The sequence below is a fragment of the Mycolicibacterium thermoresistibile genome, assembly GCF_900187065.1.
GTDB classification, from domain to species: domain Bacteria; phylum Actinomycetota; class Actinomycetes; order Mycobacteriales; family Mycobacteriaceae; genus Mycobacterium; species Mycobacterium thermoresistibile.
Genome location: NZ_LT906483.1, coordinates 3,789,812 through 3,816,354, shown reverse-complemented (window position 1 = coordinate 3,816,354; position 26,543 = coordinate 3,789,812). Strand labels below are relative to the sequence as shown.

General features: G+C 69.4%; 28 protein-coding genes. 16 read left to right on the top strand and 12 right to left on the bottom strand.

What is annotated here, in order from left to right; all coding sequences use genetic code 11:
• Positions 1 to 30 precede the first annotated feature (30 nt).
• From CKW28_RS17900 to CKW28_RS17885, 4 genes are read left to right on the top strand one after another with little or no spacing between them, the layout of a single operon-like run.
• On the top strand, positions 31 to 1,665 hold the full coding sequence (locus CKW28_RS17900; protein ID WP_003924051.1) for a fatty acid--CoA ligase: 1,635 nt from the start codon (positions 31 to 33) through the stop codon (positions 1,663 to 1,665).
• 49 nt (positions 1,666 to 1,714) lie between these two features.
• A complete protein-coding gene (locus CKW28_RS17895) occupies positions 1,715 to 2,764 on the top strand; it encodes an NAD(P)H-dependent amine dehydrogenase family protein (protein ID WP_003924050.1) in 1,050 nt (349 codons plus the stop codon).
• A gap of 19 nt (positions 2,765 to 2,783) precedes the next feature.
• Positions 2,784 to 3,275: an SRPBCC family protein gene (locus CKW28_RS17890; protein WP_003924049.1), complete on the top strand. Its 492-nt coding sequence runs from the start codon at positions 2,784 to 2,786 to the stop codon at positions 3,273 to 3,275.
• A gap of 7 nt (positions 3,276 to 3,282) precedes the next feature.
• Entirely contained in the window at positions 3,283 to 4,146 is an 864-nt protein-coding gene (locus tag CKW28_RS17885) for a patatin-like phospholipase family protein (protein ID WP_003924048.1), read from the top strand.
• 7 nt (positions 4,147 to 4,153) lie between these two features.
• On the opposite strand, the gene CKW28_RS17880 is transcribed toward CKW28_RS17885, so the two are convergent.
• Entirely contained in the window at positions 4,154 to 5,143 is a 990-nt protein-coding gene (locus CKW28_RS17880) for a patatin-like phospholipase family protein (RefSeq protein ID WP_040546105.1), read from the bottom strand.
• A gap of 41 nt (positions 5,144 to 5,184) precedes the next feature.
• Between CKW28_RS17880 and CKW28_RS17875 the strand changes: the two genes are divergently transcribed.
• Positions 5,185 to 6,015, top strand: a complete 831-nt coding sequence (locus tag CKW28_RS17875) for a CPBP family intramembrane glutamic endopeptidase (protein ID WP_003924046.1) — start codon at positions 5,185 to 5,187, stop codon at positions 6,013 to 6,015.
• A 12-nt stretch (positions 6,016 to 6,027) separates the two neighbouring features.
• Here the strand turns inward: CKW28_RS17875 and CKW28_RS17870 are convergent, their stop codons facing one another.
• Complete coding sequence (locus CKW28_RS17870) at positions 6,028 to 6,447, bottom strand: lipoprotein LpqV (protein ID WP_003924045.1); 420 nt, start codon at positions 6,445 to 6,447, stop codon at positions 6,028 to 6,030.
• A gap of 136 nt (positions 6,448 to 6,583) precedes the next feature.
• On the opposite strand from CKW28_RS17870, the gene CKW28_RS17865 reads away from it, so the two are divergent.
• Both CKW28_RS17865 and CKW28_RS17860 read left to right on the top strand, forming a co-directional pair.
• The gene (locus CKW28_RS17865; RefSeq protein ID WP_003924044.1) at positions 6,584 to 7,108 is read left to right on the top strand and encodes a cysteine dioxygenase; all 525 of its coding nucleotides are present in this window, start codon (positions 6,584 to 6,586) and stop codon (positions 7,106 to 7,108) included.
• Entirely contained in the window at positions 7,105 to 7,497 is a 393-nt protein-coding gene (locus CKW28_RS17860; protein ID WP_003924043.1) for a rhodanese-like domain-containing protein, read from the top strand. Before CKW28_RS17865 ends, CKW28_RS17860 begins: the two co-directional genes overlap by 4 nt.
• Here CKW28_RS17860 and CKW28_RS17855 read toward each other — a convergent pair.
• From CKW28_RS17855 to CKW28_RS17845, 3 genes are read right to left on the bottom strand one after another with little or no spacing between them, the layout of a single operon-like run.
• Positions 7,481 to 9,214 carry an alpha/beta hydrolase gene (locus tag CKW28_RS17855; protein ID WP_003924042.1) on the bottom strand — a complete coding sequence of 578 codons (1,734 nt, stop codon included), beginning with the start codon at positions 9,212 to 9,214 and terminating at the stop codon, positions 7,481 to 7,483. The genes CKW28_RS17860 and CKW28_RS17855 overlap by 17 nt on opposite strands.
• Positions 9,215 to 9,223: 9 nt before the next feature.
• Complete coding sequence (locus CKW28_RS17850) at positions 9,224 to 10,006, bottom strand: enoyl-CoA hydratase (RefSeq protein WP_003924041.1); 783 nt, start codon at positions 10,004 to 10,006, stop codon at positions 9,224 to 9,226.
• Positions 10,003 to 11,055: an enoyl-CoA hydratase/isomerase family protein gene (locus CKW28_RS17845; protein WP_003924040.1), complete on the bottom strand. Its 1,053-nt coding sequence runs from the start codon at positions 11,053 to 11,055 to the stop codon at positions 10,003 to 10,005. Before CKW28_RS17845 ends, CKW28_RS17850 begins: the two co-directional genes overlap by 4 nt.
• A 144-nt stretch (positions 11,056 to 11,199) precedes the next feature.
• On the opposite strand from CKW28_RS17845, the gene CKW28_RS17840 reads away from it, so the two are divergent.
• Positions 11,200 to 12,042: a Bax inhibitor-1/YccA family protein gene (locus CKW28_RS17840; protein ID WP_003924039.1), complete on the top strand. Its 843-nt coding sequence runs from the start codon at positions 11,200 to 11,202 to the stop codon at positions 12,040 to 12,042.
• A gap of 698 nt (positions 12,043 to 12,740) precedes the next feature.
• Here CKW28_RS17840 and CKW28_RS17835 read toward each other — a convergent pair.
• Together CKW28_RS17835 and CKW28_RS17830 are read right to left on the bottom strand one after the other, a co-directional pair.
• On the bottom strand, positions 12,741 to 13,958 hold the full coding sequence (locus CKW28_RS17835; protein ID WP_003924038.1) for an acetyl-CoA C-acetyltransferase: 1,218 nt from the start codon (positions 13,956 to 13,958) through the stop codon (positions 12,741 to 12,743).
• A 9-nt stretch (positions 13,959 to 13,967) separates the two neighbouring features.
• The gene (locus tag CKW28_RS17830) at positions 13,968 to 15,017 is read right to left on the bottom strand and encodes an SGNH/GDSL hydrolase family protein (RefSeq protein ID WP_081475420.1); all 1,050 of its coding nucleotides are present in this window, start codon (positions 15,015 to 15,017) and stop codon (positions 13,968 to 13,970) included.
• A 185-nt stretch (positions 15,018 to 15,202) separates the two neighbouring features.
• Between CKW28_RS17830 and CKW28_RS17825 the strand changes: the two genes are divergently transcribed.
• From CKW28_RS17825 to CKW28_RS17815, 3 genes are all read left to right on the top strand, one after another.
• Positions 15,203 to 16,255: an alpha/beta hydrolase gene (locus CKW28_RS17825; protein ID WP_003924036.1), complete on the top strand. Its 1,053-nt coding sequence runs from the start codon at positions 15,203 to 15,205 to the stop codon at positions 16,253 to 16,255.
• Positions 16,256 to 16,295: 40 nt separating this feature from the next.
• A complete protein-coding gene (locus tag CKW28_RS17820; protein ID WP_003924035.1) occupies positions 16,296 to 17,702 on the top strand; it encodes a cystathionine beta-synthase in 1,407 nt (468 codons plus the stop codon).
• A 109-nt stretch (positions 17,703 to 17,811) separates the two neighbouring features.
• Positions 17,812 to 18,804, top strand: a complete 993-nt coding sequence (locus CKW28_RS17815; protein WP_040546102.1) for a DUF2189 domain-containing protein — start codon at positions 17,812 to 17,814, stop codon at positions 18,802 to 18,804.
• Positions 18,805 to 18,813: 9 nt separating this feature from the next.
• On the opposite strand, the gene CKW28_RS17810 is transcribed toward CKW28_RS17815, so the two are convergent.
• Entirely contained in the window at positions 18,814 to 19,983 is a 1,170-nt protein-coding gene (locus CKW28_RS17810; protein WP_050811879.1) for an acyl-CoA dehydrogenase family protein, read from the bottom strand.
• 35 nt (positions 19,984 to 20,018) lie between these two features.
• Here CKW28_RS17810 and CKW28_RS17805 point away from each other — a divergent pair, with 35 nt between their 5' ends.
• On the top strand, positions 20,019 to 21,179 hold the full coding sequence (locus tag CKW28_RS17805; protein WP_003924031.1) for a cystathionine gamma-synthase: 1,161 nt from the start codon (positions 20,019 to 20,021) through the stop codon (positions 21,177 to 21,179).
• A 34-nt stretch (positions 21,180 to 21,213) separates the two neighbouring features.
• Here the strand turns inward: CKW28_RS17805 and CKW28_RS17800 are convergent, their stop codons facing one another.
• The 3 genes from CKW28_RS17800 to CKW28_RS17790 all read right to left on the bottom strand — a co-directional run bounded on the left by CKW28_RS17800 (position 21,214) and on the right by CKW28_RS17790 (position 23,094).
• A complete protein-coding gene (locus CKW28_RS17800) occupies positions 21,214 to 21,888 on the bottom strand; it encodes a GOLPH3/VPS74 family protein (protein WP_003924030.1) in 675 nt (224 codons plus the stop codon).
• Between the two features lie 61 nt (positions 21,889 to 21,949).
• Complete coding sequence (gene greA / locus CKW28_RS17795; RefSeq protein WP_003924029.1) at positions 21,950 to 22,444, bottom strand: transcription elongation factor GreA; 495 nt, start codon at positions 22,442 to 22,444, stop codon at positions 21,950 to 21,952.
• Positions 22,445 to 22,665: 221 nt separating this feature from the next.
• A complete protein-coding gene (locus CKW28_RS17790) occupies positions 22,666 to 23,094 on the bottom strand; it encodes a DUF4307 domain-containing protein (protein ID WP_003924028.1) in 429 nt (142 codons plus the stop codon).
• 165 nt (positions 23,095 to 23,259) lie between these two features.
• Between CKW28_RS17790 and mca the strand changes: the two genes are divergently transcribed.
• From mca to CKW28_RS17775, 3 genes are all read left to right on the top strand, one after another.
• Entirely contained in the window at positions 23,260 to 24,144 is an 885-nt protein-coding gene (mca, locus tag CKW28_RS17785) for a mycothiol conjugate amidase Mca (protein ID WP_040546100.1), read from the top strand.
• Positions 24,137 to 24,451 (top strand): hypothetical protein, encoded by a 315-nt coding sequence (locus CKW28_RS17780; protein ID WP_435405800.1) that lies wholly within the window; start codon positions 24,137 to 24,139, stop codon positions 24,449 to 24,451. The genes mca and CKW28_RS17780 overlap by 8 nt, the downstream gene beginning before the upstream one ends.
• Before the next feature lie 64 nt (positions 24,452 to 24,515).
• Positions 24,516 to 24,878: a nuclear transport factor 2 family protein gene (locus CKW28_RS17775; protein ID WP_003924025.1), complete on the top strand. Its 363-nt coding sequence runs from the start codon at positions 24,516 to 24,518 to the stop codon at positions 24,876 to 24,878.
• A 51-nt stretch (positions 24,879 to 24,929) separates the two neighbouring features.
• Here CKW28_RS17775 and trhA read toward each other — a convergent pair whose 3' ends face one another.
• Entirely contained in the window at positions 24,930 to 25,670 is a 741-nt protein-coding gene (gene trhA, locus CKW28_RS17770) for a PAQR family membrane homeostasis protein TrhA (RefSeq protein ID WP_003924024.1), read from the bottom strand.
• A gap of 56 nt (positions 25,671 to 25,726) precedes the next feature.
• On the opposite strand from trhA, the gene CKW28_RS17765 reads away from it, so the two are divergent.
• Entirely contained in the window at positions 25,727 to 26,524 is a 798-nt protein-coding gene (locus CKW28_RS17765; RefSeq protein WP_003924023.1) for a (2Z,6E)-farnesyl diphosphate synthase, read from the top strand.
• Positions 26,525 to 26,543: the final 19 nt, after the last annotated feature.

Below are 26,543 nucleotides of genomic sequence, written 5' to 3'. Positions count from 1 at the left end.
AAGGAGCGACCAGCGGAGGCGACAGACTCGATGCAGAGCACGATGCAACCCATCCCGTTGACAGTGGCGGCGATCATGCGCTACGCGATCGAGGTGCACGGCGACCGCACCGTCACCACCGCCACCGGAGACGGCGGTTACCGCCACGCCACCTACGCCGACCTCGGCCGGGAGGCGGCCCGGCTGGCCAACGCGCTGCGCCGGCTCGGCATCACCGGGGACGAACGGGTGGCCACTTTCCAGTGGAACAACCAGGAACACCTCGCGACGTACGTGGCGGTGCCGTCGATGGGCGCGGTGCTGCACACCCTCAACATCCGGCTGTTCCCCGAACAACTGCAGTTCATCGCCTACGAGGCGCAGGACCGGGTGGTGATCGTCGACGCCTCGCTGGTGCCGCTCCTGGCGCCGGTCCTGCCGACGATGGAGACCGTGCACACCGTGATCGTCGTCGGCGCAGGCGATCTCAGCCCGCTGCAGGTTCCCGGCAAACAGGTGCTGCGCTATGAGGAGATCCTCGCCGCCGAATCCGACGAGTTCGACTGGCCCGAACTGGACGAGAACTCGGCCGCGGCGATGTGCTACACCAGCGGCACCACCGGCCACCCGAAAGGCGTGGTGTACAGCCACCGGTCGAGCTATCTGCATTCCACCGCGGTGTGCAGTGGAAACGGCCTCGGCCTGGGTTTCGAGGACCGGGTGCTGCCGATCGTGCCGATGTTCCACGCCAACGCGTGGGGGCTGCCGTACGCCGCGCTGATGGCGGGTGCGGATCTGGTGATGCCGGACCGCTACCTGGACGCCAAGTCGCTGGTGAACCTGATCGAGACCCAGCGGCCCACGGTTGCCGGTGCGGTGCCGACGATCTGGAACGACGTGCTGCACCACCTCGACAGCGAACCGGACCACGACATCTCGTCGCTGCGCCTGGTCGGCTGCGGCGGGTCGGCGGTGCCGGTGTCGCTGATGCAGTCGTTCGAGGAGAAGTTCGGTGTGCAGATCCGCCAACTGTGGGGCATGACCGAGACGTCGCCGGTCTGCACGCTGGCCTGGCCGGCGCCGAACACCCCCGCGGACCGGCACTGGGAGGTGCGGGGCAGCCAGGGCCGGCCGATCTGCGGGGTGGAGGCCCGCATCGTCGACGACGAGGGCAACGTGCTGCCCCGCGACAACGAGGCGGTGGGCGAACTGGAGGTCCGCGGGCCGTGGATCACCGGCAGCTACTACCACGACGCGGACCCGTCGAAGTTCGAGAACGGATGGCTGCGCACCGGCGATGTGGGCCGGATGGACGCACAGAGCTACATCACGTTGACCGACCGCGCCAAGGACGTCATCAAGTCCGGCGGCGAATGGATCTCGTCGGTGGAGTTGGAGAACCACCTGATCGGCCATCCCAAGGTGCGGGAGGCCGCCGTCGTCGGCGTGCCCGACGACCGGTGGCAGGAACGCCCGCTGGCCGCGGTCGTGCTGCACGAAGGTCAGCAGGCCACCCCCGAGGAGCTTCGAGAATTCCTGTCCGACAAAGTGGTCCGGTGGTGGCTGCCGGAACGCTGGACCTTCGTCGAGGAGATCCCGCGGACCAGCGTCGGCAAGTACGACAAGAAGACGATCCGGGCCCGCTACGCCGACGGCGCTTATCAGGTCACCCATCTCGGCGGCTGATCCGCCGGGAATCCACTCGGGCGAACCGCACCTGGTGTAGATCTGACATATGACCTTCCGGGTGGTGCAGTGGGCGACGGGCGGAGTCGGCATCGCCGCCATCAAGGGCGTGCTCGAACACCCCGAGCTGGAACTCGTCGGCTGCTGGGTGCATTCGCCGGACAAGGCCGGCCGCGACGTCGGCGAGATCATCGGCGCCGAACCGCTCGGGATCACCGCCACCAACAGCATCGACGACATCCTGGCGCTCGACGCCGACGCGGTGATCTACGCGCCGCTGCTGCCCGACCCCGATGAGGTGGCGGCGCTGCTGCGGTCGGGCAAGAACGTCGTCACCCCGCTCGGCTGGTTCTATCCCACCGAGAAGCAGGCCGCACCGCTGCGGGCCGCCGCGCTGGAAGGCGGCGCCACCCTGCACGGCACCGGAATCGCGCCCGGCGGGATCAGTGAGAAGCTGCCGCTGATGTTCTCCGCACTCGCCACCGGTGTGACTTTCGTTCGGGCCGAGGAGTTCTCCGATCTGCGCACCTACGACGCCCCGGACGTGGTGCGCCATGTGATGGGGTTCGGCGACACCCCGGAGAAGGCACTGAGCGGCCCGATGCAGAAACTGCTCGACGGCGGTTTCATCCAGGCGGTGCGCATGTGCGTCGACAAGATCGGCTTCGCCGCCGACCCGCAGGTGCGCTCCCGGCAGGAGATCGCGGTGGCCACCGCGCCCATCGAATCCCCGATCGGCGTCATCGAACCCGGTCAGGTCGCCGGCCGCCGGTTCCACTGGGAGGCGCTCGCCGGCGACGAGGTGGTGGTCCGGGTCACCGTGAACTGGCTGATGGGGGAGGAGGACCTGGATCCGCCCTGGGATTTCGGGCCGGCCGGGCAACGGTACGAGATCGAGGTGCGTGGCAACCCGGATTTCACCGTGACGATCAACGGTTTTCAGTCCGAACCCGGCGATCACGGCCCGGAGGCCGGGATCGTCGCCACCGCCGCCCACTGCGTCAACTCCGTCCCGGCGGTGTGCGCGGCCGACCCGGGGCTGCTCACCTACCTCGACATGCCGCTGATCAGCGGTCGCGCCGCACCGCGACTGACCTGACCGGCCTACCATCGGACAGATGCGCCCACCCGAGCCGTTGAACCTCGAGCAGTCCCGCGCCATCCCCGTCGACGTGGAGACGGCCTATCACGGCACGATGTCGCTGCCGCTGCCCACCCTGTTCCGCCACCGGTACGGGCCGATCCCACCGGTGGCGGCCACCCACAACGAGACCGGCGGCTGGGGCGCGGCGGGCGACACCCGCACCGTCGCACTCACCGGCGGCGGGACCATGCACGAGGAACTCACCCGCGTCGACCCGCCGCGGTCGTTCGAATATCACCTGTCCCGGATCACCGGGCCGCTGTCGCCGTTGGTGCACCACATCGACGGGCGGTTCCGGTTCGAGCCGGTCGGAACCGGAACCGAGGTGACCTGGCGGTGGGCGCTGCACCCCCGCTCGGTACTCGCCACGCCCGTGCTGCCGGTGTTCGCCCGGCTCTGGCGCGGATACGCTCGCCGGGCGTTGGAGGTGCTCTCCGACGAACTGCTGACCGGGGCGGGGGAGTGACGGCGGCGTGGCCAACAGACGTGCGCTGGTCCTCGCCGGCGGGGGACTGGCAGGCATCGCCTGGGAGACCGGTGTCCTGCTGGGCATCGCCGACGAATCGCCGCACACCGCCGACCTGCTGCTCACCTCCGATGTGCTGGTGGGAACCTCGGCCGGATCGGCGGTCGCCGCGCAACTGGGCAGCGGTGCCCCGCTCACCCGGCTTTTCGAGCGGCAACTCGACCCGAACACCGCCGAGATCAAACCGCGGGTCGCGATCGATGACCTGACCGCGGAGTTCCTCGAGGCGGTGCGGCGACCCGGCAGCACCGTGGAGAAGCTGCGGCGCATCGGCGCGGTCGCACTGTCCACCGGGACGGTCGGCGAGGCGGAACGCCGCGCCGTGATCGCCGCCCGGCTGCCCGCACACGACTGGCCCGACCGGGACCTGCGCCTCTCCGCGGTCGACGTCGGCACCGGTGAACTGGTGTGCTTCGACCGCGATTCCGGTGTGCCGCTGGTCGATGCGGTCGCGGCCAGCTGCGCGGTGCCCGGCGTGTGGCCGCCGGTGACCATCGGCGAACGCCGCTACATGGACGGCGGCGTCGCCAGCACCGTCAACATGGCGCTGGCCGCCGACTGCGACACCGTCGTCGCACTGGTGCCGTCCCGCCGCGACACACCCAGCCCGTTCGGGCCCGGACCGGCCCGCGAAATCGACGAATTCGGCGGGGCCGCTGTCGGAGTCTTCGCCGACGACGCGTCGGTCGCGGCGTTCGGCGCCGACCCGCTCGACCCGGCCTGCCGCGCCCCGGCCGCCCGCGCCGGCCGTGCCCAGGGCCGGCGGGAGGCCGCCCGGCTCGCCGAGTTCCTCGGCCGGCGGACCGGCTGAACGCACATCACGTCAGCCCGGCGTCGTCGAGAGCCGCGGCGGCGAGTTCCCGTCCGGCATCGATGACCTCGGCGGCGCGGTGGAAATCCAGGCTGCGGCACACGGATCGGGGAATCTCGATCACGACATCGGGTGGATAGGCGGCCAGGGTGTGCCGGGCCAACGCGGCCTGCGCGATGTCGATGGTCCGGTTCATCACCTCGAAGCTGCCCAGCCGCGGCACGGTGATCGACCTCGAGTTCTCCGCCGCCTCTTCGAGCTCCCGGTCTTGATCCACCGGATCGGGATCCGCCGGGGCCGCACCGGAACCGAACCGGTCGCGCACCGTGCGCGCGGCGGCGGAGTCCAGCAGCGCCGCGGTCAAGCGGTTCACCCATTCGGCCGTCGGGCGGGCCCCCGCACCCCGGTCGGCCGGCTCGGCGCCGCCGGCCTCGCTGCCCGCCAGGCTCACCGCGATCGTCACATCGGCGTTCACCGCCGCGATCGGCGCCATCGGCACCGGATCCAGGATGCCGCCGTCGGCCAGCAACCGGCCGTCGAGCACATGCGGTGCGATCACACCGGGGATCGCGATCGACGCCCGGATCGCGCCGTCCACCGGTCCGCGCTGCAACCACACCGACTTGCCGGCGATCAGATCGGTGGCCACCGCGGTGAAGGGGATCGGCAGCGTTTCGATGGTGGCCTCGCCGAGAATCTCCCGGACCGCGTCGAGGATCTTCTCGGCGCGCAGCACGCCCGGCGCGGTGAGCGACGGGTCGAGCAACCGCAGCACCGAACGCTGGGTCAGGGTACGGGCCCAGGCGGCGTAGTCGTCCAGCTTCCCCGCGGCCATCACCCCGCCCACCAGCGCCCCCATCGACGAACCGGAGACACCGACGACCTCGTGACCCCGCGCCCGCAGTTCCTCGATCACCCCGATGTGGGCGTAACCCCGGGCGCCACCGCTACCGAGCGCCAACGCCACCCGGGTGCGTGCTGAGCCGTCGGAAGTCACCCCACCAGTCTGCGCCAGGCGCGGCGGATAACCTGACCGTCATGTCCGTCGCCGGGGAGAACGGCAATGCCAGAGCGTCGTCGGATGTGCGGACCGCCCTGATCCTCGGCGGGGTCTTCGGCGGGGTGGTCGCCATCTGGCTGCTGCTGGATCACGGTGTGGCCGCCGTGCTGGGCGAGGACCACAGCCGCACCGCGCACGTCGTCCGCGCGCTGGGTGCGACCGTGCTGACGGTGCCGCTGGTCGTGGTGGCCCGCCGCAGGCTGGACCGCCGCGGATGGTCGGGGCTGGGCCTGACCCCGCTGCGCGAAGGCTGGCGCCCGCTGCTGCTCGGCATCGGGTGGTGGGCGGTTCCCGCGGCCGTGGCGACGGTCGGCGTCGTCGCCGCCGGCGGTGCGCAGCTGCGGGTGCAGGAGCCGATCGGGAACGTGCTGGCCGGGCTGGCGGCGCTCACGGTGCTGGTGCTGCTGTACGAGGCGCTGCCCGAGGAGTTGATCTTCCGGGGCTACTTCTACGCCAACCTCGCCGAACGGCGGCCGGTCGGCGAGGCCGTCATCGGGCAGGCGGTGCTGTTCACGCTGTGGGGGGTGGCCATCGGTGCGGCGCTCTCGGCCGAACGCATCGTGTTGTTCCTCGTGTTCTCCTGCGCGCTGGGCGTGGTGCGGGCGATCACCGGGAGCCTGTGGAGCACCATCGGATTCCACTGGGCGTTTCAGGTCACCGCGCAGTATCTGGGGCCCAGCTGGGACGCTGTCGCACTCGACGACCCGGACCAACTGGTGGCGCTGACCCTGAGCATGGTCCCGTTCCTGGCGGTGTTCGCCGGTGCGGCCGTGCTGCGACGACGGTCGGGCCGGTTCCGCTCAGCGTGATTCGAACACCGCTCAGCCGCACAGTTCGTCGGCGGCGGCCCGGACGGCGACGATCACCGCGGCCTGCCGTCCGGGCGGCAACTGCGACCACGGGGTGTCGAAGGTGGACGGTCCGGCCTCATCGCTGCGCTGCAGCATCGCCAGATACGGTTCGACCTGATCGGCGAGCTCGCCGTCCTGCTCCTCCATCCATTGACGTGCGGTGATGCAGGCGCGGAAGTACTCGTCCTCGGTGGATTCGGCGGGCACCGCCATCGCCGTGGTGACCCCGCCGGGGGACACCTCGATCGCGCCCGGTTGCGGGCTGGTGGTGGTCGTCCCCGGTGCCGCGGGCGACGGTTCGGTCGTGTCGCCGGGCTCCGACGAGCACCCCGAGAGCGCGGCCGCGACGGCCGCGGTGGTGACAGTGGCACGGATCGCGAGGCTGCGCATGGCCTCAAATCTATGCAACACTGGCCGCCGTGACGCAGCGGTTCGCACTTCGGTGGTGTTGTCGGGTCTGACGGGGCTTCCTCGGACCCCGACTCGTGCCTGATCCGCGATCGTTCGTCACTTCTGGAGTTCGTCCATGGTTTCCACCCGTACCGGGGTCCTGTCCGGCGTGGCGCCCACCCGGCTGCGCCTGCCCGACCTGTTGCACACCACCGACCGCCTCGCCGACGACGTGCTCAGCGGCCGTTACGACCACCTGCTGCCGGCGGCGGGCCTGCCCCGTCACGAACGCTGGTACACCCGCCTGGTCAGCGACGACGAGCTCGACGTCTGGCTGATCAGCTGGGTGCCCGAGCGGGCCACCGAACTGCACGACCACGGCGGATCGCTGGGTGCGTTGACCGTGCTGTCCGGGTCTCTCGCCGAAACCCGTTGGGATGGCGGCACCTTGCGCCGCCGCCGGCTCGATGCCGGCGATCAGGCGGGTTTCCCGCTGGGCTGGGTGCACGACGTGGTGTGGGCGCCGGCCACCACCACCGGGCCCACGCTCAGCGTGCACGCCTACTCGCCGCCGCTGGCCGCGATGTCGTACTACGAGGTCACTGAACGAAACATTCTGCGCCGCAAACGCACCGAGCTGACCGACGGGCCGGAGGGATGAGCAGTCGCATCGACATCATGCTGGCCGCCGCCCGCGACCGGCTCACCCGGTTACCGGCCGCGGCGGTCCCGGCGGCGCTGCGGCGCGGCGCGGTCCTCGTCGACATCCGGCCACAGGCGCAACGCGACCGCGAAGGCGAGGTGCCCGGCGCCCTGGTGGTCGAACGGAATGTGCTGGAGTGGCGGTGCGATCCGACCAGCGACGCGCGGTTGCCGCAGGCCGTCGACGACGACGTGGAATGGGTGGTGCTGTGCTCGCAGGGCTACACCTCCAGCCTGGCCGCCGCGGCGCTGCAGGGCCTGGGTCTGCACCGCGCCACCGACGTCGTCGGCGGATATCAGGCGCTGGCCGCCGAAGGTGTGCTTGCGCAACTCACTTCGTCGGGCTGACCTCGTTCGGTTTGGCGTCGGCGTGCAGCAGCGGCCGCAGCCGTTCGGTTTTCTCGTGGGTCCAGCCCGGTGGTTGCAGCACCGCGGCCCAGGCGTCGGCCACGGTGTGGACGTAGCGGTGGCCGTGCCCGTCGGGAACCTGGGTCGCCACCGCCATATCGGCCGCCACCTGCAGGAACGTCACCACCGGAATCCACTGGGTGCGGCCCGACACGTCGTAGCCGCGGGGCTCCTTGAGCCAATCCGGTTCGGCGAACAGCAGATCCGGACTCCACCAGGCGATCGGGTCGGAGGCGTGCTGCAGGTACACCACCCGCGGCTCGCCCCACGGGGCGTCCGGGCGGTTCAGATCGTCGGGGCGGGAGACGAATCGGACGTTCGCGCCCCGGTCGTAGATCGGCAGCCACATCGGCGAACCGGGATCCCGGGTGCGGGTCAGCTCGGCCCAGATCTCGTTGTTGAACGTCGGCCCGGAGAACAGCGCACCATCGGTCCGGGCGACCAGGTTGTTCAACGCCAGGAACGGCGCCTCGCCGCCGAACGAGCCGAGACTCTCCCCGAAGACCACCAGCCGCGGCCGCTCGGCCTCGGGCATCTCCCGGATCAGCGCGTCGACCGCCTCGAACAGCGCCTGACCGGCCTGGCGGGCGTTCTCCTTGTCCACCAGGAACGACAGCCAGCTGGGCAGATACGAGTACTGCATCGACACGATCGCGGTGTCGCCGTTGAACATGTACTCCAGCGCCGACGCCTCGGCCTCGTTGATCCAGCCGGTGCCGGTGGTGGTGGCCACGGCCACCACCTGCCGGTTCAGCCCGCCGGTGCGCTGCAGCTCGCGGGCCGCCAACGCCGCGGTCTCGCGGATCCCGTTGGCGGAGTTCAGGCCCGCATAGGCGCGGATCGGCTCCACCGCCGGGGCGCCGTTGAACTCGGACAGCTGCTCGACGGTGGGGCCGGCCGCCACGAAGATACGGCCCTGATGCCCCAGCGACTCCCAGCTGACCAACGATCCGGGGCCACCCGAACGCAGCGGGGTGGTGGGCGCCGGGAACGCCGGGTCATCCTCCTCGTTGACCGCCGCGAACGTGCTGTTGATCGTGCTCATCGCCCAGCGCACCACGATCCCGTTGAGGATCGCGATGATCAGCGCCACCACCAACAGCACCGAGACGACCGCCGAGACCCGGGGCGGCGCAAAGCGTCTCAGCTGACCGTTGAGGAACCGCACCGCCCGCCCGATCAGCTTGCCGATCTCGACCAGGGTGAACAGGAAGGCAATGGACAGCGCACCGGCCAGCGGATGGTCCCAGAACGTCAGCCGCGGCACGCCCATGAAGTCGCGGACCTCGTCCTGCCAGATCCGGAAGTAGTTGATCATCAGCAGTTGGACGACGGTCCCGACCACGATCAGCGCGATCCAGGCCCACCGCGGCGCGCGCGGGCTGGAATCCCTGGACGCCATGAAGCGCACCAGCCACACCCCGAACACGCCGATGCCGTAACCGGCCGCGCCGGCTGCGCCGCTGACGATCCCCTGGAACAGCGGACCGCGCGGCAGCAGTGACGGGGTCAGCGAGAACCAGAGGAACACCAACCCGACCGCGGTCCCGAAGAACGTGTAGTGGCGGGTCCACCACGCGCCCGGTTCAGACTTGTGTTCCTGCGGCGCAACCTCTTCGGAGGCATGCTCGGCGGTCTTGTCCGGGGTCGCGGTCACGTCCGCACTCTAGCGGTGAGTGAACTTCGGGGGACGCTTCTCGGTGAACGCGGCCATGCCCTCGGACTGATCGGCGGTGGCGAACGCGGAGTGGAACACCCGGCGTTCGAAGAGCAAACCCTCGGCCAGCGAGGTCTCGAACGCCCGGTTGACGGCTTCCTTGGCCATCCGCGCCGCGCTCAACGACATGGCGGCGATCGTCGCGGCGGTCTCCTTGGCCTCGTCGAGCAGTTTGTCCGCCGGCACCACCCGTGACACCAGCCCGCTGCGCTCGGCCTCCTCGGCGTCGATGGTGCGGCCGGTCAGGATCAGATCCATCGCCTTGGCCTTGCCGATCGCCCGGGTCAGCCGCTGCGAGCCGCCCATGCCCGGCAGCACGCCCAGCTTGATCTCGGGCTGGCCGAACTTCGCGGTGTCGGCGGCGATGAGCAGATCGCACATCATCGCCAGTTCGCAGCCGCCGCCGAGCGCATACCCGGCCACCGCGGCGATGGTCGGGGTGCGGGTGGCGGCGAACTTCGACCACGGCGCGAAGAAATCCGCGGCGAACACGTCGGCGAACTCCAGGTCGGCCATCTCCTTGATGTCCGCGCCGGCCGCGAACGCCTTCTCGTTACCGGTCACGATGATCGCGCCGATGCCCGGATCGCTGTCGAATTCGGCTGCCGCATCGGTGACTTCGGTCATCACCTGGCTGTTGAGCGCGTTGAGCGCCTTGGGCCGGTTCAGGGTGATGATGCCGACCCGGTCCTCCCGGGTCACCAGGATCGTCTCGTAGTTCTTGGCGCTCATTGTGTTTCTCCTTCGAAAGTCAGCTCGGGGTCGACCGGGGCGAAATAGGCCTCGACGTCGGCTTCGGTGACCTCGGCCAGGGTGGCCGGCCGCCACTTGGGGTTGCGGTCCTTGTCGACGAGCTGCGCCCGGATGCCCTCGACCAGGTCGTGCGACTTCAGCGACGCACACGAGACCCGGTACTCCTGGCGCAACGTGTCTTCGAGGCTCTGGAGCTTCGCGGCCCGTCGCACCGACTCCAGCGTCACCGACAGCGCGATCGGGGAGCGGGTGGCGATCAGATCCGCCGCCTCCCCGGCCGCCGGGGCGTCGTGCGCACGCAGCGCCGCGATGATGTCGGCGACGGTGTCACCCGTGTAGCACTCGTCGATCCAGGACCGCTGCTCGGCCAGCGGGCTGGCCGGCGGCTCCTGGGCGTGCGCGGCGAGCGCGGCGTCCACACCGTCGGCGATCACCGCGCGGGTGAACTCGTCGATCTTGTCGTGCGGCACATAGTGGTCGGCGAAGCCCATCACGATCGCGTCCGCCCCGGAGAACGGCGCACCGGTCAGCGCCGCGTGCAGGCCGAGCTTGCCGGGCGCCCGGGACAGCAGGTAGGTGCCGCCGACGTCGGGAATGAAGCCGATACCGACCTCGGGCATCGCCATCTTGGTGGTGTCGGTGACGACCCGGACATTGCCGTGCGCGCCCACTCCGACGCCGCCGCCCATCACGATGCCGTCCATGATCGAGACGTACGGCTTCGGGTAGCGGCCGATGTGCGCGTTGAGCCGGTACTCGTCGAACCAGAACCGGCGGGCCTCGGCGCCGTCGGCCTTGGCGCTGTGGTAGATCGCCACCACGTCACCGCCGGCGCACAACCCGCGTTCCCCGGCCCCGGTGAGCAGCACGGCGCGCACCGAGTCGTCGTTCTCCCACGCGGCCAGGCGCTCGGCCATCGTCGTCACCATGCCGTGGGTGAGCGAGTTGATGGCTTTCGGCCGGTTGAGGGTCAGCAGCCCGACACCGCCCTCAACATTTACTAGGACATCCTCGTTTTTGGCGGTCACGGTTAAGCAATGTAGAACGTCGCGCCGGGCGAATGCACGACGGGTAAGGTTTCAGGTGAATTGCGTCGGCGGGGAACCGTCCGACGCGCAAGTTCGTTGATGGTGTGTTCGTAGCTTCGAACCACAAGGAGAGGATCCCCGACGGTGCGCGAAACCAGCAACCCGGTATTCCGATCCCTGCCGAAGACGCAGGGCGGATACGCGACATTCGGTACCGGAGCCGCCGGCCTCGGTGCCCAACAAGTGCACGCAGAGCCCTACGCGCCTCAGTACGCCGAGCAGACCCAGGCTGGCGTCGCCCGCCCGATGACCATCGATGACGTCGTGACCAAGACCGGCGTCACCCTCGCCGTGCTGACTGCCGTCGGCGTCATCTCCTACTTCATCGCCTCGGTGAACCTGGGTCTGGCGATGCCGCTGGCCATGATCGGCGCCATCGGCGGGCTGGTGCTCGTCCTGGTGGCCACCTTCGGCCGCAAACAGGACAACCCGGCCATCGTGTTGACCTATGCCGGGCTCGAGGGCCTGTTCCTGGGTGCGATCACATTCCTGTTCGCCAACGTCATCTCCAACGGTGGCTATTCGATGGTCGCGCAGGCGATCGTCGGCACCCTCGGTGTCTTCTTCGGCATGCTGGTCGTCTACAAGACCGGCGCCATCCGCGTCACCCCGAAGTTCACCCGGATGATCGTCGCCGGCCTGTTCGGCGTGCTGGCGCTGATGATCGTCAACCTCCTGGCGGCCTGGATCGGCGGCGGCGACGGCCTCGGCCTGCGCAGCGGCGGCATGCTCGCCATCGGGTTCTCGCTGCTGTGCATCGGGATCGCGGCGTTCAGCTTCCTCATCGACTTCGACGCCGCCGATCAGATGATCCGGGCCGGCGCTCCGGAGAAGGCGGCCTGGGGCGTGGCGCTGGGCCTCACGGTCACCCTGGTGTGGCTGTACATCGAGATCCTGCGTCTGCTCAGCTACTTCAACAGCGATTAGCAGTCAGTTCTGGCAGTCAGCTCACGAAGAGAGGCGTCCACCGAGCGGTGGGCGCCTTTTTCGTGTGCTGTTTGCGTGGTCAGCGTGCGAGGTCAGCGTGCGTCCATGGCGGTCGTTGTGCGTGTGCCGTGGTGAGTGTGCGATGTGTGCGTTCATCGTGCGGCGGCTGTGGGGAATTGGCGGAAAACCGGCCGCTGGTGCACTTTCGAAGCACTGAGCGCACGCTCGGGACGGCCGGCGCACGCTCGAGGTGGCCACTACACGCTCGAGACAGCCACTATACGCTCGAGACGGCCGGGGTGCACGGTCGAGACGGCCGCGTGCATGGTCGAGACGGTCGGCCGAGACGGCCACCCGAGACGGTCGGCCGAGGCGGCCACCCAGGACGGTCGGCCGAGGCGGCCACCCGAGACGGTCGGCCGAGCGGTGGGCGCCTCTTTTCGTGTGCCCGCTGTCGTGTGCTGCGTGCGTCCATGGCGATCGTTGTGCGTGTGCCGTGGTGAGTGTGCGATGTGGGCGTTCATCGTGCGGCCGCTGTGGGGAATCGGCGGAAAACCGGCCACCGGTGCACTATCGAAGCACGGACCGCACACTCAAGACGGCGACCGCACACCCAATACACCGACTACACGCTCAAGTTCACCAGCTGAACGTCAGTAGGGCAGCGCCGGGGCAACCAGCGCACGAAGCGGGTCAGGTCAGGACAACCGCTCGATGATCATCGCCATGCCCTGGCCACCACCGACGCACATGGTCTCCAACCCGAACTGCTTGTCGTGGGTCTGCAGGTTGTTGATCAGCGTCGCGGTGATGCGGGCACCGGTCATCCCGAACGGGTGACCGAGGGCGATGGCGCCGCCCGAGACGTTCAGCCGGTCCAGATCCATGCCGAGTTCGCGCGCCGAGCCCAGCACCTGTACCGCGAACGCCTCGTTGATCTCGTAGAGGTCGACGTCGTTGATCGTCATGCCGGCGTTGGCGAGCGCCTTCTTGGTCGCTTCGATCGGGCCGAGACCCATGATCTCGGGCGACAGGCCGCTCACCCCGGTCGAGACGATTCGCGCCAGCGGCGTCAACCCCAACTCGCGGGCCTTCACGTCGGACATGATCACCAGCGCGGCGGCCCCGTCGTTGAGCGGGCACGCGTTGCCGGCGGTGACGGTGCCGTTGGGCCGGAACACCGGCTTGAGCTGGCTGACCTTCTCGTAGGTGGTGCCGGGCCGCGGTCCGTCATCGGTGCTGACCACCGTGCCGTCCGGCAACGTGACCGGGGTGATCTCCCGTTCGAAGAAGCCGTTCTTGATGGCCTCCTCGGCCCGGTTCTGCGACCGCACACCCCAGTGGTCCTGGTCCTCGCGGCTGATGCCGGTGTACAGCGCGACGTTCTCCGCGGTCTGCCCCATCGCGATGTAGATGTCGGGCAGGTTGCCGTCCTCGCGAGGATCGTGCCACTCCTCGCCGCCCGCCGCGGCCTGCTCGGTGCGCTTCATCGCCTCGGCGAACTTCGGGTTCTTGGTGTCCGGCCAGCCGTCGGCGGTGCCCTTGCCGAACCGCGACACGGTCTCCACTCCCGCCGAGATGAAGGCGTGGCCCTCGCCCGCCTTGATCGCGTGGAACGCCATCCGGCTGGTCTGCAGCGACGACGAGCAGTACCGGTTGACCGTGGTGCCGGGCAGGAAGTCGTAACCCAGCTGCACGGCCACCACTCGGGCGATGTTGTTGCCGGCCTCGCCCGCGGGCTGACCGCAGCCCATGATCAGGTCGTCGATGTCACGCGGATCGAGCTGCGGCACCTTGTCCAACGCCGCCCGCACCATCTGGGCGGCCAGATCGTCGGGTCGCATGTCGACCAGCGAACCCTTGTTGGCGCGGCCGATCGGCGAACGGGCAGTCGAGACGATGACGGCTTCTGGCATGGGTTCAACCTAGCCTGCGGCGCCGGCCGCCCGCGCGTCGGCCCTCCGCGGGCCGAGCGCGCGCAGACCACCCAGCACCGGCGCGGACACCTTCTCCAGCACCGGCGCGGGAACCCGGGCCAGCACCGGGGCCGGGACACCGGTGGAGCGCCGCCACAGCCGGCTCAGATGGCCGACGCGGGCCAGTAGCGGGCGGTTGTCCTTGCGCTCCCACGGCAACGGCTCGTCCGGATCGTCGATGCCCAGCTCGCGCCGCAGCGCCGGCAGCAGCTGGTTGGCCGCCAGCGCATATCCGGCCGCCGACGGGTGATACATGTCGTCGGAGAAGAACCGTTCCGGTTCCTGCATGAAGTTCGGGGTCACCAGGTCCGCGAGCGGCACCGGCACCCCACCCGCGGCCCGCACGGCGGCGGCCTGCGCCCGGGCCAGCCGCAGCCCCTTGCTGCGGGCCACCGAGCGCAGCGGCTGCGGAATGGCGGTGACCACGCCGAAGTCCGGGCAGGTGCCGACGACGACGACCGCGCCGGCCTCCCGCAGTCGGCGCACCCCGGCGCCCAACCGCTGCGCGGACGGCCGGATGCCGTTGAGCCGGGTCACGTCGTTGGCGCCGATCATGATCACCGCCGCGTCCGGCGGCTGATCCGCCACGAACATCGCATCGATCTGGCCCTGCAGCCCCTTCGACGTCGCGCCGACGATGGCCTTGGTACTCAGCCGCACCCGCTTGCCGGACGCCGAGGCCAGCGCGCGGGCGAGCAGCACCCCGGGCACCTCGTCGGCCTCCCGGCAGCCGTAGCCGGTCGCGGTGGAGTCGCCGAACACCATCAGGTGCAGGTCAAAGGGCACGTCACGGTTCCACGGCTGCACCGGGCCGCCGTCGGGGGAGTACACCCCGTCGGCGCGGGGAGGAATGTCCGCCGCCCTCGGGATCGTCCGACGGGCCTGATCGGCCTGGCCGGTCAGCAGGTGTCGCGCGCCGAGGTAGGCAGTGCCCGTTGAAACCATTGTCGCCGCGGTCGCCAGGGCAAGAGTCGACCGTCGTGGTGATCGAATGCCCACGAGACCAAGTTTAGTCCTCGAATTTCTGGTTATTCCGCGTGGCAGTCCGGTTCAGCAATCACGGTGCGGTATCAACTCGGGTATCAAATCGGGACACCCAGGCGTTGAACTGGTTACTGGATGTCAAGCTTGATACCGAGGTTCGAGTTGGCCACGGTCACTACAACGGCGTAGGGAGTGGTGGGATGACTGCACCAAGCAAAGTTCCGCGGACCTCGCCGCTCGCGACGCGGGCGGCCCGCGGTCACTATTCGCGCACATTCCCGGTCAGCGATGGGACACCGTCCGAGTACGTCGAGGACGGGCCCAGCCTGGCCGGCCGGCTCACCGCCCTCGCCGCGTACCTGACGGTCCGGCCCACCCTGGCGATCGGGAGCTTCGCTCCGCGTCTGCCGTGGCCGTGGGGCCTGCTCGACTTCGCCGCCCGCGCCGTCCGCCCGGTGCCGGGTACGGTGCGCGCCACCATCCGGCTGCCGCACTGCACCGCCCAGCTGGTCCGCGCCCCCGGGGTGCTGCCCGCCGACGGGCGCCGCAGCGTGGTGCTCTACCTGCACGGCGGGGCGTTTCTGACCTGCGGTGCGCATACGCACGGGCGGCTCGTCACCGCGTTGTCGGAGTTCGCCGACAGCCCGGTGCTGGTGGTCAACTACCGGATGATCCCCAAACATTCCGTCGGCACTGCCATCGACGACTGCTACGACGGGTATCAGTGGCTGCGGGCCAAGGGCTACGAGCCGGATCAGATCGTGCTGGCCGGGGACTCCGCCGGCGGCTATCTGGCGCTGAGCCTGGCGCAACGGCTGCTCGACGAGGGGGAGGAGCCGGCCGCCTTGGTCGCGTTGTCGCCGCTGTTCGAGATCGACAACGAGTCGCGGGCACAGCATCCGAACATCCGCACCGACGCGATGTTCCCGCCGCGGGCGTTCTCGGCGTTGATCGAGCTCGTCGAGGAGGCCGCGGAGCGGCGCACCACCAACGGGCGCCCGGAGGAGGTGTACGAGCCGCTGGACAACATCGAGCCGGGGCTGCCGCGCACCCTGATCCACGTGTCCGGCTCCGAGGCGCTGATCAGTGACGCCCGCAAGGCGGCGCGCCGGCTGGCCGCCGCCGGGGTCCCGGTGGAGATCCGGGTGTGGCCTGGTCAGATGCATGTCTTCCAGATCGCGGCGCCGTTCGTGCCGGAGGCCAAACGGTCGTTGCGGCAGATCGGCGAGTACATCCGCGAGGCCACCTGGTAGCGCTGTTCGCCCCCCGGTCGATGTCTGGGACCATGGAGGCATGCGATACGCCCGGCACGTCAGTGAGCTCATCGGCAATACGCCCCTGGTCCAGCTGAATTCTGTGGTCCCGGAGGGCGCCGGCATGGTGCTGGCCAAGATCGAGTACCTGAACCCGGGCGGCAGCTCCAAGGACCGCATCGCGGTCAAGATGATCGAGGACGCCGAGAAGCGCGGCCTGCTCAAGCCGGGCGGCACCATCGTCGAGCCGACGTCCGGCAACACCGGGGTGGGGCTGGCGATCGTGGCCCAGCAGCGTGGATACAAGTGCATCTTCGTCTGCCCGGACAAGGTCAGCGAGGACAAGCAGAACGTGCTGCGGGCGTACGGCGCGGAGGTCGTGGTGTGCCCGACGGCGGTGCCGCCGGAGCATCCGGACAGCTACTACAGCGTGTCGGATCGGCTCACCCGCGAGATCGACGGCGCGTGGAAGCCGGACCAGTACTCCAACCAGATGGGTCCGCAGAGCCACTACGAGACCACCGGGCCGGAGATCTGGAACGACACCGACGGCAAGGTCACGCACTTCGTCGCCGGCGTGGGCACCGGCGGCACCATCACCGGCGCCGGCCGCTACCTCAAGGAGGTGTCCGGACGTCGCCCAGAAGGTCCCGTGCGGGTCGTCGGCGCCGATCCGGAGGGTTCGGTGTACTCCGGCGGCACCGGCCGGCCGTATCTGGTCGAGGGCGTCGGCGAGGACTTCTGGCCGTCGGTCTACGACCCGTCGGTGCCCGACGAGATCATCGCGGTGTCCGATGCGGACTCGTTCGAGATGACCCGGCGGCTGGCCCGCGAGGAGGGGTTGCTGGTCGGCGGGTCGTGCGGGATGGCGGTGGTCGCGGCCAACAAGGTGGCCCTGGAGGCCGGGCCGGACGCGGTGGTCGTGGTGCTGCTGCCCGACGGCGGCCGGGGTTATCTGTCCAAGATCTTCAACGACGAGTGGATGTCGTCCTACGGCTTCCTGCGGACCCCGCTCGACGGCAAGGTTCACCAACCCACCGTCGGGGACGTGTTGCGCGGCAAGTCCGGGGAGCTGCCCGACCTGGTGCACACCCACCCCTCGGAGACGATCCGCGACGCGATCAACATCCTGCGCGAGTACGGGGTGTCGCAGATGCCCGTCGTCGGTGCCGAACCGCCGGTGATGGCCGGCGAGGTCGCCGGCAGCGTGACCGAGCGGGAGCTGCTGTCGGCGGTGTACGAGGGCCGCGCCAAGCTCACCGACGCGGTCGCCGAGCACATGGGCGCGCCGCTGCCGTTGATCGGCGCGGGCGAGCCGGTCCAGGCCGCCGCCAAGATGCTGCGCGAATGCGATGCGGTGATGGTGGTGGAGGAGGGCAAGCCGGCCGGTGTGCTGACCCGCCACGATCTGCTGGGCTTCCTCTCGGAGAGCACCGCAGCGCACTGATCCGAGGCGGTCTCGGGGCGACTCGCCGGTGGTGTCGGCAGCCGATCCGCGGCCGTCCACTCCGGTAGTGTGAGTGCGCTCAGTCCGGCGATGCGACCTGGGAGGCGAAATGAGCGATCAGCCGCCAGCGAATACTCCGCCGCCACCTCCGGGCGGTTATCCGCCACCGCCGCAGGGCGGCCAGCCCGGACAGCCGGCGGGCGGCTATCCGCCCCCGCCGCAGGGTGGCTATCCGCCCCCGCCCGCAGGCGGCTACCCGCCGCCCCCGCCGGGAAGCTATCCGCCTCCGCCGCCTGGTAGCTATCCACCGCCACCGGCCGGGAACTACCCGCCCCCACCGCAGGGCGGCTACCCGCCCCCGCCCACCGGGGGCTACCCGCCGGCCGGCTTCCCGCCGCCGGGTGGGTTCGGCGCGTCGTACCGCTTCGGCGACGCGTTCAACTGGGCGTGGAGCGCGTTCACCCGCCACGCGGCGCCGCTGATGCTGGCCGCCCTGGCGTACGTCGCCATCATCTTCGCGCTCAGCTTCCTGTTCAGCCTCGTGCTGACGGCGTTCACCCCCGGCGGCGCCACCACCGTGGACCCCGACTCGTTCTTCGACATGTTCGGTGTCGGCGGCACGCTGACGATGGTGGTCGGCGTGATCCTGCTGCTGTTCGTGTCCGGCGTGATCACCTCGGCCTTCCTCAACGGTCTGCTGGCCATCGCCGACGGTCAGCAAATCGAGCTCGCGTCGTTCTTCCGGCCCCGCAACGTCGGTTCGGTGGTGATCGCGACGGTGATCGTCGGGGTGCTCAGCTACATCGGCACTGCGCTGTGCGTCGTTCCCGGCCTGATCGTGTCGCTGTTCGCGATGTTCACCACGGTGGCGGTCGTCGACCGGAATCTGTCCCCGATCGACGGCATCCTGGCCAGCGTCGACGTGGTGAAGAAGAACTTCGGCCCGGCCATCCTGGTGTGGCTGGCGTCGGGTGTGCTGATTTTCCTGGGTTCGCTGTTGTGCGGTGTGGGTCTGCTGATCACCGGCCCGCTGGCCGGACTGCTGGTGGTGTGCACCTTCCGGCGGCTGACCGGCGCCCCGGTGGCGCCGCAGGCGGTGTAGCCGCCGGGCTCACCGGAACGCGCTCAGCCCGGTCATGGTCTGACCGATGACCAGCTGGTGCACCTCGGACGTGCCCTCGTAGGTCAGCACCGATTCCAGGTTGTTGGCGTGCCGCAGCACCGGGTACTCCAGCGTCACCCCGTTGGCGCCCAGCAGGGTCCGGCATTCGCGGGCGATCCGCAGCGCCTCCCGGACGTTGTTGAGCTTGCCGACGCTGATCTGTTCCGGCCGGATCGTCCCGCCGTCCTTCAGCCGGCCCAGGTGCAACGCCAGCAGCTGTGCCTTGCCCAGCTCGACGGCCATGTCCGCGAGCTTGGTCTGGGTGATCTGATAACCGGCCAGCGGCTTGTCGAACACCTCGCGGGTGGCGACGTAGTCCAGCGTGGTCTCCAGACAGTCGCGGGCGGCGCCGACGCTGCCGAACACGATGCCGAACCGTGCCTCGGACAGACACGCCAACGGTCCGGACAACCCGCGCGCGCCGGGGAGCCGGGCGTCGGCGGGCAACCGCACGTCGTCGAGGTGCAACTCGGAGGTGACCGACGCCCGCAGCGACAGTTTGCGGGTCATCTCGCGGGCGGTGAAGCCGGGCGTGTCGGTGGGCACGACGAACCCGAGGATGCCGTCGTCGGCGCTGCGGGCCCACACGATCGCCACGTCGGCCACCGAGCCGTTGGTGATCCACATCTTCGACCCGTTGAGGATCCAGTCCGACCCGTCCCGCCGAGCGGTGGTGCGCATGCCGGCCGGATTGGAACCGAAGTCCGGTTCGGTCAGGCCGAAGCAGCCGATCACCTCACCGGTGGCCATCGGCGGCAGCCAGTGCCGGCGCTGCTCCTCGCTGCCGTGCCGGTAGATCGCGAACATCGCCAGGCTGCCCTGCACCGACACCAGGCTGCGCAGCCCGCTGTCGACGGCCTCCAGCTCCTGACACACCAGCCCGTAGGCGGTGGCGGTGGAGCCGCTGCAGCCGTAACCCTGCAGGTGCATGCCGAGCAGCCCGAGCTTGCCCAGGTCGGCGGCGAGCTCGCGGACCGGGATCTGACCCGACTCGAACCAGTCGGCGACATGCGGGCGCAGCCGCTGTTCGCCGAATCGGCGCACGGTGTCGCGCAGTTCGATGTCCTCGGGGGTCAGTAGGGCGTCCAGGTCGAGCAGGTCATCCACGCGCGCAGTCATGGTGCATGTCTACACCGGATAGGCTCGTCGGTGCTATGAGTGAACACCGCAGGTGGCAAGGTCTGGCCACGAAAGCCATCCATGCCGGATACCGACCCGATCCGGCCACCGGGGCGGTCAACGCCCCCATCTATGCCAGTTCGACGTTCGCCCAGGACGGGGTGGGCGGACTGCGCGGCGGCTTCGAGTACGGCCGCACCGGCAACCCGACCCGATCGGCGCTGGAGGCGTCGCTGGCCGCTGTGGAGGAGGCCGGATACGGTCGGGCCTTCAGCTCCGGCATGGCCGCCACCGACTGTGCGCTGCGTGCGGTGCTGCGTCCCGGCGATCACATCGTCATCCCCAACGACGCCTACGGCGGCACCTTCCGGCTCATCGACAAGGTGCTCACCAACTGGGGTATCCACTACACCCCGGTGGATCTGTCCGACCTCGACGCGCTGCGGGTCGCCATCACCTCCCGCACCCGGCTGATCGTGGTGGAGACCCCGACCAACCCGCTGCTGTCGATCGCCGACATCGCCGCGATCGCGCAGATCGCCGGCACCTCGGGCGTGAAGGTGCTGGTGGACAACACCTTTGCCTCACCGGCACTGCAGCAGCCGCTGCTGCTGGGCGCCGACATCGTGCTGCATTCGACCACCAAGTACATCGGCGGGCACTCCGACGTGGTCGGCGGTGCGCTGCTCACCAACGACGAGGAGCTCGACGCCGCATTCGGTTTCCTGCAGAACGGTGCCGGGGCGGTGCCCGGGCCGTTCGACGCGTATCTGACCATGCGCGGGCTCAAGACGCTGGACCTGCGCATGCAGAAACACTGCGCCAACGCCGCCCTGGTCGCCGAATTCCTCGACGGGCACCCGGCGATCGAAACCGTGCTCTACCCGGGTCTGGCCGAACATCCGGGCCACGACATCGCCGCCCGGCAGATGAGCGGTTTCGGCGGGATGGTGTCGGTCCGGATGCGCGGCGGGGCCGAGGCGGCACGCAAGTTCTGCGCCCGCACCGAGCTTTTCATCCTTGCCGAGTCGCTGGGCGGAGTGGAATCACTGATCGAGCATCCGGGCGCGATGACCCACGCCTCCACGGCGGGTTCGCAACTGGAGGTTCCCGACGATCTGGTGCGGTTGTCGGTGGGTATCGAGGATTCCGCGGACCTGCTGGCCGATCTGGACCAGGCGCTGGCCGACATCTGATCGCCCGGCCGGATCCCGGACGCCGGGGCACCGGCTACATCAGCGCGGGGCGCACACTGGCGGTGGTGACCACCAGGTTCATCTCCGGCAGCGCCGACGGCGCCTCGTCCACCCATGCGCCGGTGGCGATTTCGGTGGCCCGGGCGTGCACCCACCGCCAGCCGCGGTCGTTGAGGCTCAGCAGTGCGCCCAGCCCGTCCACCGCGTGCAGCAGGGTGATGATCGCCGCGGTGGACGGTGCGGGCACCTGCCCCTCGAACAGCGCCGCCAGCACATCGGAGCGGGCCCGGCCGACCCGGTCCCGGTTCGTCAGCGGCCACGCGTATTCGCGGCGAAACCGTCTGCCCGGCACCCGGATCCGCCGGATCTCCCCGGTCTGCTCCAGATGGGTCCGCAGGTTGCGCTCGGTGCGCTTGCCCAGTTTGGTCAACACGGTGGCCGGGCGCAGCGGCTGTCTCCGCAACGCCCGCAACACCGGTTCGGTCACCGGGTCCAGCGGCGCGGCGTTCGGTGCCGGCTCGCTCAACGCCAGCAACCTCCCGGCTTCCACCGGCTCACCGGGGACGGCGGGCCGGATCCGGCAGGCATACGCCAGATCCAGCAGCGCCGCCGCCGTCAGCACCCGGGTACGACGAGGCCGGTCCAGCGCCGGCTGAGCCGATCCATTGTCGAGCAGCAGCAGAAACAGCTCCTCGGCGATTTTCGCCATGCTCGAACTGTAAACCGGCTCAATCAGTTCATGCGCGACAGCGGCCCGCGGGCCGGGGGCGTCAGCCCTGGTACGGCTCGGCGCTGACCAGCGTCACCTTCACGGTCGCGCCGCTCGGCACGGTGTAAGTGCGCGATTCGCCCACCTTCGCGTCGAGCAGCGCCGCACCCAGCGGGGAGTTCGGCGAGTACACCTCGACCTCCCCGTCGGTGATGCCCTCCTGCCGGGTGCCGATCAGGAACGTCTCGGTGTCGCTCTCGTCGTCGTCGTAGTAGACCGTGACCACCGACCCGGGCAGGGCGACGCCGGAGACCGTGGGCGCTTCACCGACCTTGGCGTTGTTGAGCAGCTCCTGCAACTGCCGGATCCGCGCCTCCTGCTGTCCCTGCTCCTCCCGCGCGGCGTGATAACCGCCGTTCTCCCGCAGGTCGCCCTCTTCCCGGCGATCGTTGATCTCGGCGGCGATGATCGGCCGATTGGCGATCAGCTGGTCGAGCTCCGCCTTCAGCCGGTCGTACGCCTCCTGGGTCAGCCAGGTGGTCTGCGTGTCGGTCATGTCGTCGCGCTCCTGTCGTCGTTGTCTCTCGCGCTGTGGTTCGGGTCGTCTGGGGCCCACAAGGGCCGGTCTCGCCGGAGTTCACTGCGTGTATTGCTGCGCTGCACGCTCAAGGTTCGCCCCCCACAAATGCAGCAATACACGGCTCCAGCGCGGAACCGTGTATTGAGCCAATGGTACACCCGGCCGGCGACCCGTGTTCACATCTGCGCAGCTAGCGGTTAACGATCCGGTGCGATCAGGTATTCCGGCACCTCGGCCCCGCAACCGTAGATATCGCCCACCAGCGGCGGCTGGCTGGTCTCGACCAGGGTCGTCACCTGCACGATCGGCTCCACCGACGGCTCCACCAACACCTCCCGGCGGCCGGTCTCGCTGCCGTCCAGTGAGCGGGCCCGCACAATGCAGACTACCGGTCGGGCCGGATCCTTGCGGGTGACCGCGATGGTCACCTCCACCGTCCGGTCGTCGAGCACCCGGTAGCCGCTGAGCTCGCCTTCCACGTCGGGGCTGCCCAGCTGGCGGTAGCCGATGACCGCCACCGCCAGACCGACGATCACCGCGAGCACCGTCACACCGATGACCGCCCAGCGGCGGGGTCGCGCCGACGTCGGTTGCCGGCCGTAGCGCGCGGTGGGACGCTCGATCATCAGTTTGGCTGCCCGTCGATTCGAAGAGGACTATCAAGACTGGAACTATAGGGCTGGACGAATCGAGAGCTGAACCGAGCACCTGACCAGCCGGCCCCGCAGCAGAGCGGCTGGGCGTACCCCCGGGGCATATCGGGCGCGGTGCCGGAGTTGGATTGAGACGAGATGACTGAACTGCGATTGATGGCGGTGCACGCGCACCCGGACGATGAGTCCAGCAAGGGTGCCGCCACCACGGCCAAGTACGCCGACGAGGGTGCGCGTGTCATGGTCGTGACCCTGACCGGGGGCGAGCGCGGCGACATCCTCAACCCGGCGATGGACCTGCCCGAGGTGCGCGGCCGGATCGCCGAGGTCCGCCGGGACGAGATGGCGAAGGCCGCCGAGATCCTCGGTGTCGAACATCGTTGGCTCGGTTTCGTCGACTCCGGGTTGCCCGAGGGCGACCCGCCGCCCCCGCTGCCGGAAGGCTGCTTCGCGACCGTGCCGCTCGAGCAGGCCACCGAACGGCTGGTCCGGCTGATCCGGGAGTTCCGGCCGCACGTGATGACCACCTACGACGAGAACGGCGGCTATCCGCATCCCGACCACATCCGCTGCCATCAGGTGTCGGTGGCCGCCTACGAGGCCGCGGCCGACTACCGGCTGTTCCCCGACGCGGGGCCGCCGTGGGCGGTGCTCAAGCTGTACTACAACCACGGGTTCATCCGGCAGCGAATGAAGCTGCTGCAGGATGAGTTCGAGAAGAACGGGATGGAAGGCCCGTTCGCCAAATGGCTGGAGCGGTGGGACCCGGAGAACGACGTGTTCGAGAAGCGGGTGACCACCCGGGTGGAGTGCGCCAAGTACTTCGGCCGCCGCGACGACGCGTTGCGGGCCCACGCCACCCAGATCGACCCGAACAGCTTCTTCTTCGCCGCGCCCATCGAATGGCAGGAAAGGCTGTGGCCCACCGAGGAGTTCGAGTTGGCGCGGTCACGGGTTCCGGTACGGCTGCCGGAGACCGACCTGTTCGCCGGAATCGAGGATCACGTTGACAAGCTTGACTGACGCATTGGCGTTCACCCTGTTGCTGGCGCAGGAAGAGGCGCCACGCAACACCGGCCCGGAATTCGGCAAGGCCAGCCCGGTCGGGTTGATCATCGTGATCCTGTTGCTGTTGGCCACTTTCGCGCTGGTGTGGTCGATGAATCGGCAGCTGAAGAAGGTGCCCGAGTCGTTCGACACCTCCGCCGACGCCGACGACACCGGCGACTTCGGGGCCGACACCCGCCCCGGTGCCCCGGCCGAGGGCGGGCCGCCCGCGGCGGAACCCGGCAGCCCGGACGACGACACCCGTCGCAAACCCGGCGGCTGATCACCCGCGGCATCGGGCGGGATCGGGCCGCACCGTCGAGGGCGGCGGTGTAACCTGCGGCACCATGACGACAGTCCCGGACAAGACAGCCGCCATCACCGACACCGTCCACCGTTACCTGGAGTTGGTCGCGCAGGGCCGCGCGGACGAGATCACCGAGTTGTACGCCGACGACGCGACGGTCGAGGATCCGGTCGGCTCCGACGTGCACGTCGGCCGGCAGTCGATCCGGAAGTTCTACGGCAACATCGAGAACATCAAGGCCCGCACCGAACTGCTGACGCTGCGGGTGTGCGGCAACGAGGCCGCGTTCCTGTTCCGGCTGGAGATGGACCTCGGTGACAACACCATGACCATCGAACCGATCGACGTGATGGTGTTCGACGCCGACGGCCGGATCGCCTCGATGAAGGCCTACTGGAATTAGCGATTTCGGCGTGCTGACGGTCGCTCAGCGACCGTGCGCACGCCGAAATCACTAGAAGACGGCGAACCACATCGCGATGTAGTGGCACAGCGCCGCCACCGCGGTGCAGGCGTGGAAGAACTCGTGATACCCGAACGTCTCGGGCCACGGGTCCGGCCACTTCAACGCGTAGAGCACGCCGCCGACGCTGTACAGCACGCCGCCGACGATCAGCAACACCACCGCCGGCAACCCGGCGCCGTTGGCGATCGGCCCGATGAACCAGGCCGCCACCCACCCCAGCAGCAGATACAGCGGCACCCCCACCCACCGCGGTGCGGACGGCCAGAACATCTTCAGCAACACCCCGGCCAGCGCGCCGCCCCAGACGATCGCCAGCAGCACATTGCCGCTGCCCTCGGGAAGCGCCAGCATCCCGAACGGGGTGTAGCTGCCGGCGATGAAGATGAAGATCATCGAATGGTCGGCCCGCATCATCCACGTGCGGGCGGTCTCCGAGCGCCACGAATAGCGGTGGTAGACGCCGCTGACTGTGAACATCGCCACGCTCGTGATGGTGTAGATCAGGGTGGCGATGCCGGCCCGGGTGGAGTCCACCGCCCAGGACACCGACACCAGCGTGGCGCCGGCGATGGCCGAGATGACGGCCGCGTAGACGTGAATCCACCCCCTGGCCCGGGGTTTGCCGATGGCATGGGCGACCCGATCGACAACAGCCTCGGGGAAGTCCTCGGCGTGCTCCCGAGCCGACGGATCTTCGAAATCGGATGTGTTGTCGAGTCGGGTGGTCATCTCACCTCCGTCAACGGACACGGACCTGCCAGGGGCTCACAGTAGTCTGATTTCCCGTGGACATCATTCCCCCGCGGCTCAAGGAACCGGCATACCGGCTCTATGAGATGCGGCTGCGTCAGGAGCTGGCGCGATCCAAGTCACAGCTGCCCCGCCACATCGCGGTGCTGTGCGACGGCAACCGGCGGTGGGCCCGCGACGCCGGCCACGACGACGTCAGCTACGGCTACCGCAAGGGTGCGGCCAAGATCGCCGAGATGCTGCGCTGGTGCCAGGACACCGGTATCGAGCTGGCGACGATCTACCTGCTGTCCACTGAGAACCTGCAGCGCGACCCCGACGAACTCACCGCGCTGATCGAGATCATCACCGAGGTGGTCGAGGAGATCTGCGCGCCGGCCAACAAGTGGAGTGTGCGCACCGTCGGGGATCTCGCCCTGCTCGGCGAGGAGCCGGCCCGCCGGCTGCGCGAGGCCGTGGACCGGACCGAGACGGTGGCGGACGCGGCGGCGTTCCACGTCAACGTCGCCGTCGGCTACGGCGGGCGGCAGGAGATCGTCGACGCCGTCCGCGCGCTGCTGAGCAAGGAGCTGGCCAACGGCGCCAGCCCGGAGCAGCTCATCCAATCGGTCACCATCGACGCCATCTCGGAGAACCTCTACACCTCCGGCCAACCGGATCCGGACCTGGTCATCCGCACCTCCGGGGAGCAGCGGCTGTCGGGATTCCTGTTGTGGCAGAGCGCTTATTCGGAGATGTGGTTCACCGAGGCGCACTGGCCGGCGTTCCGGCGGGTCGATTTCCTGCGCGCGCTGCGCGACTACACCAGACGGCACCGCCGGTTCGGCATGTGACGGCGCCGCGACGCGTGCC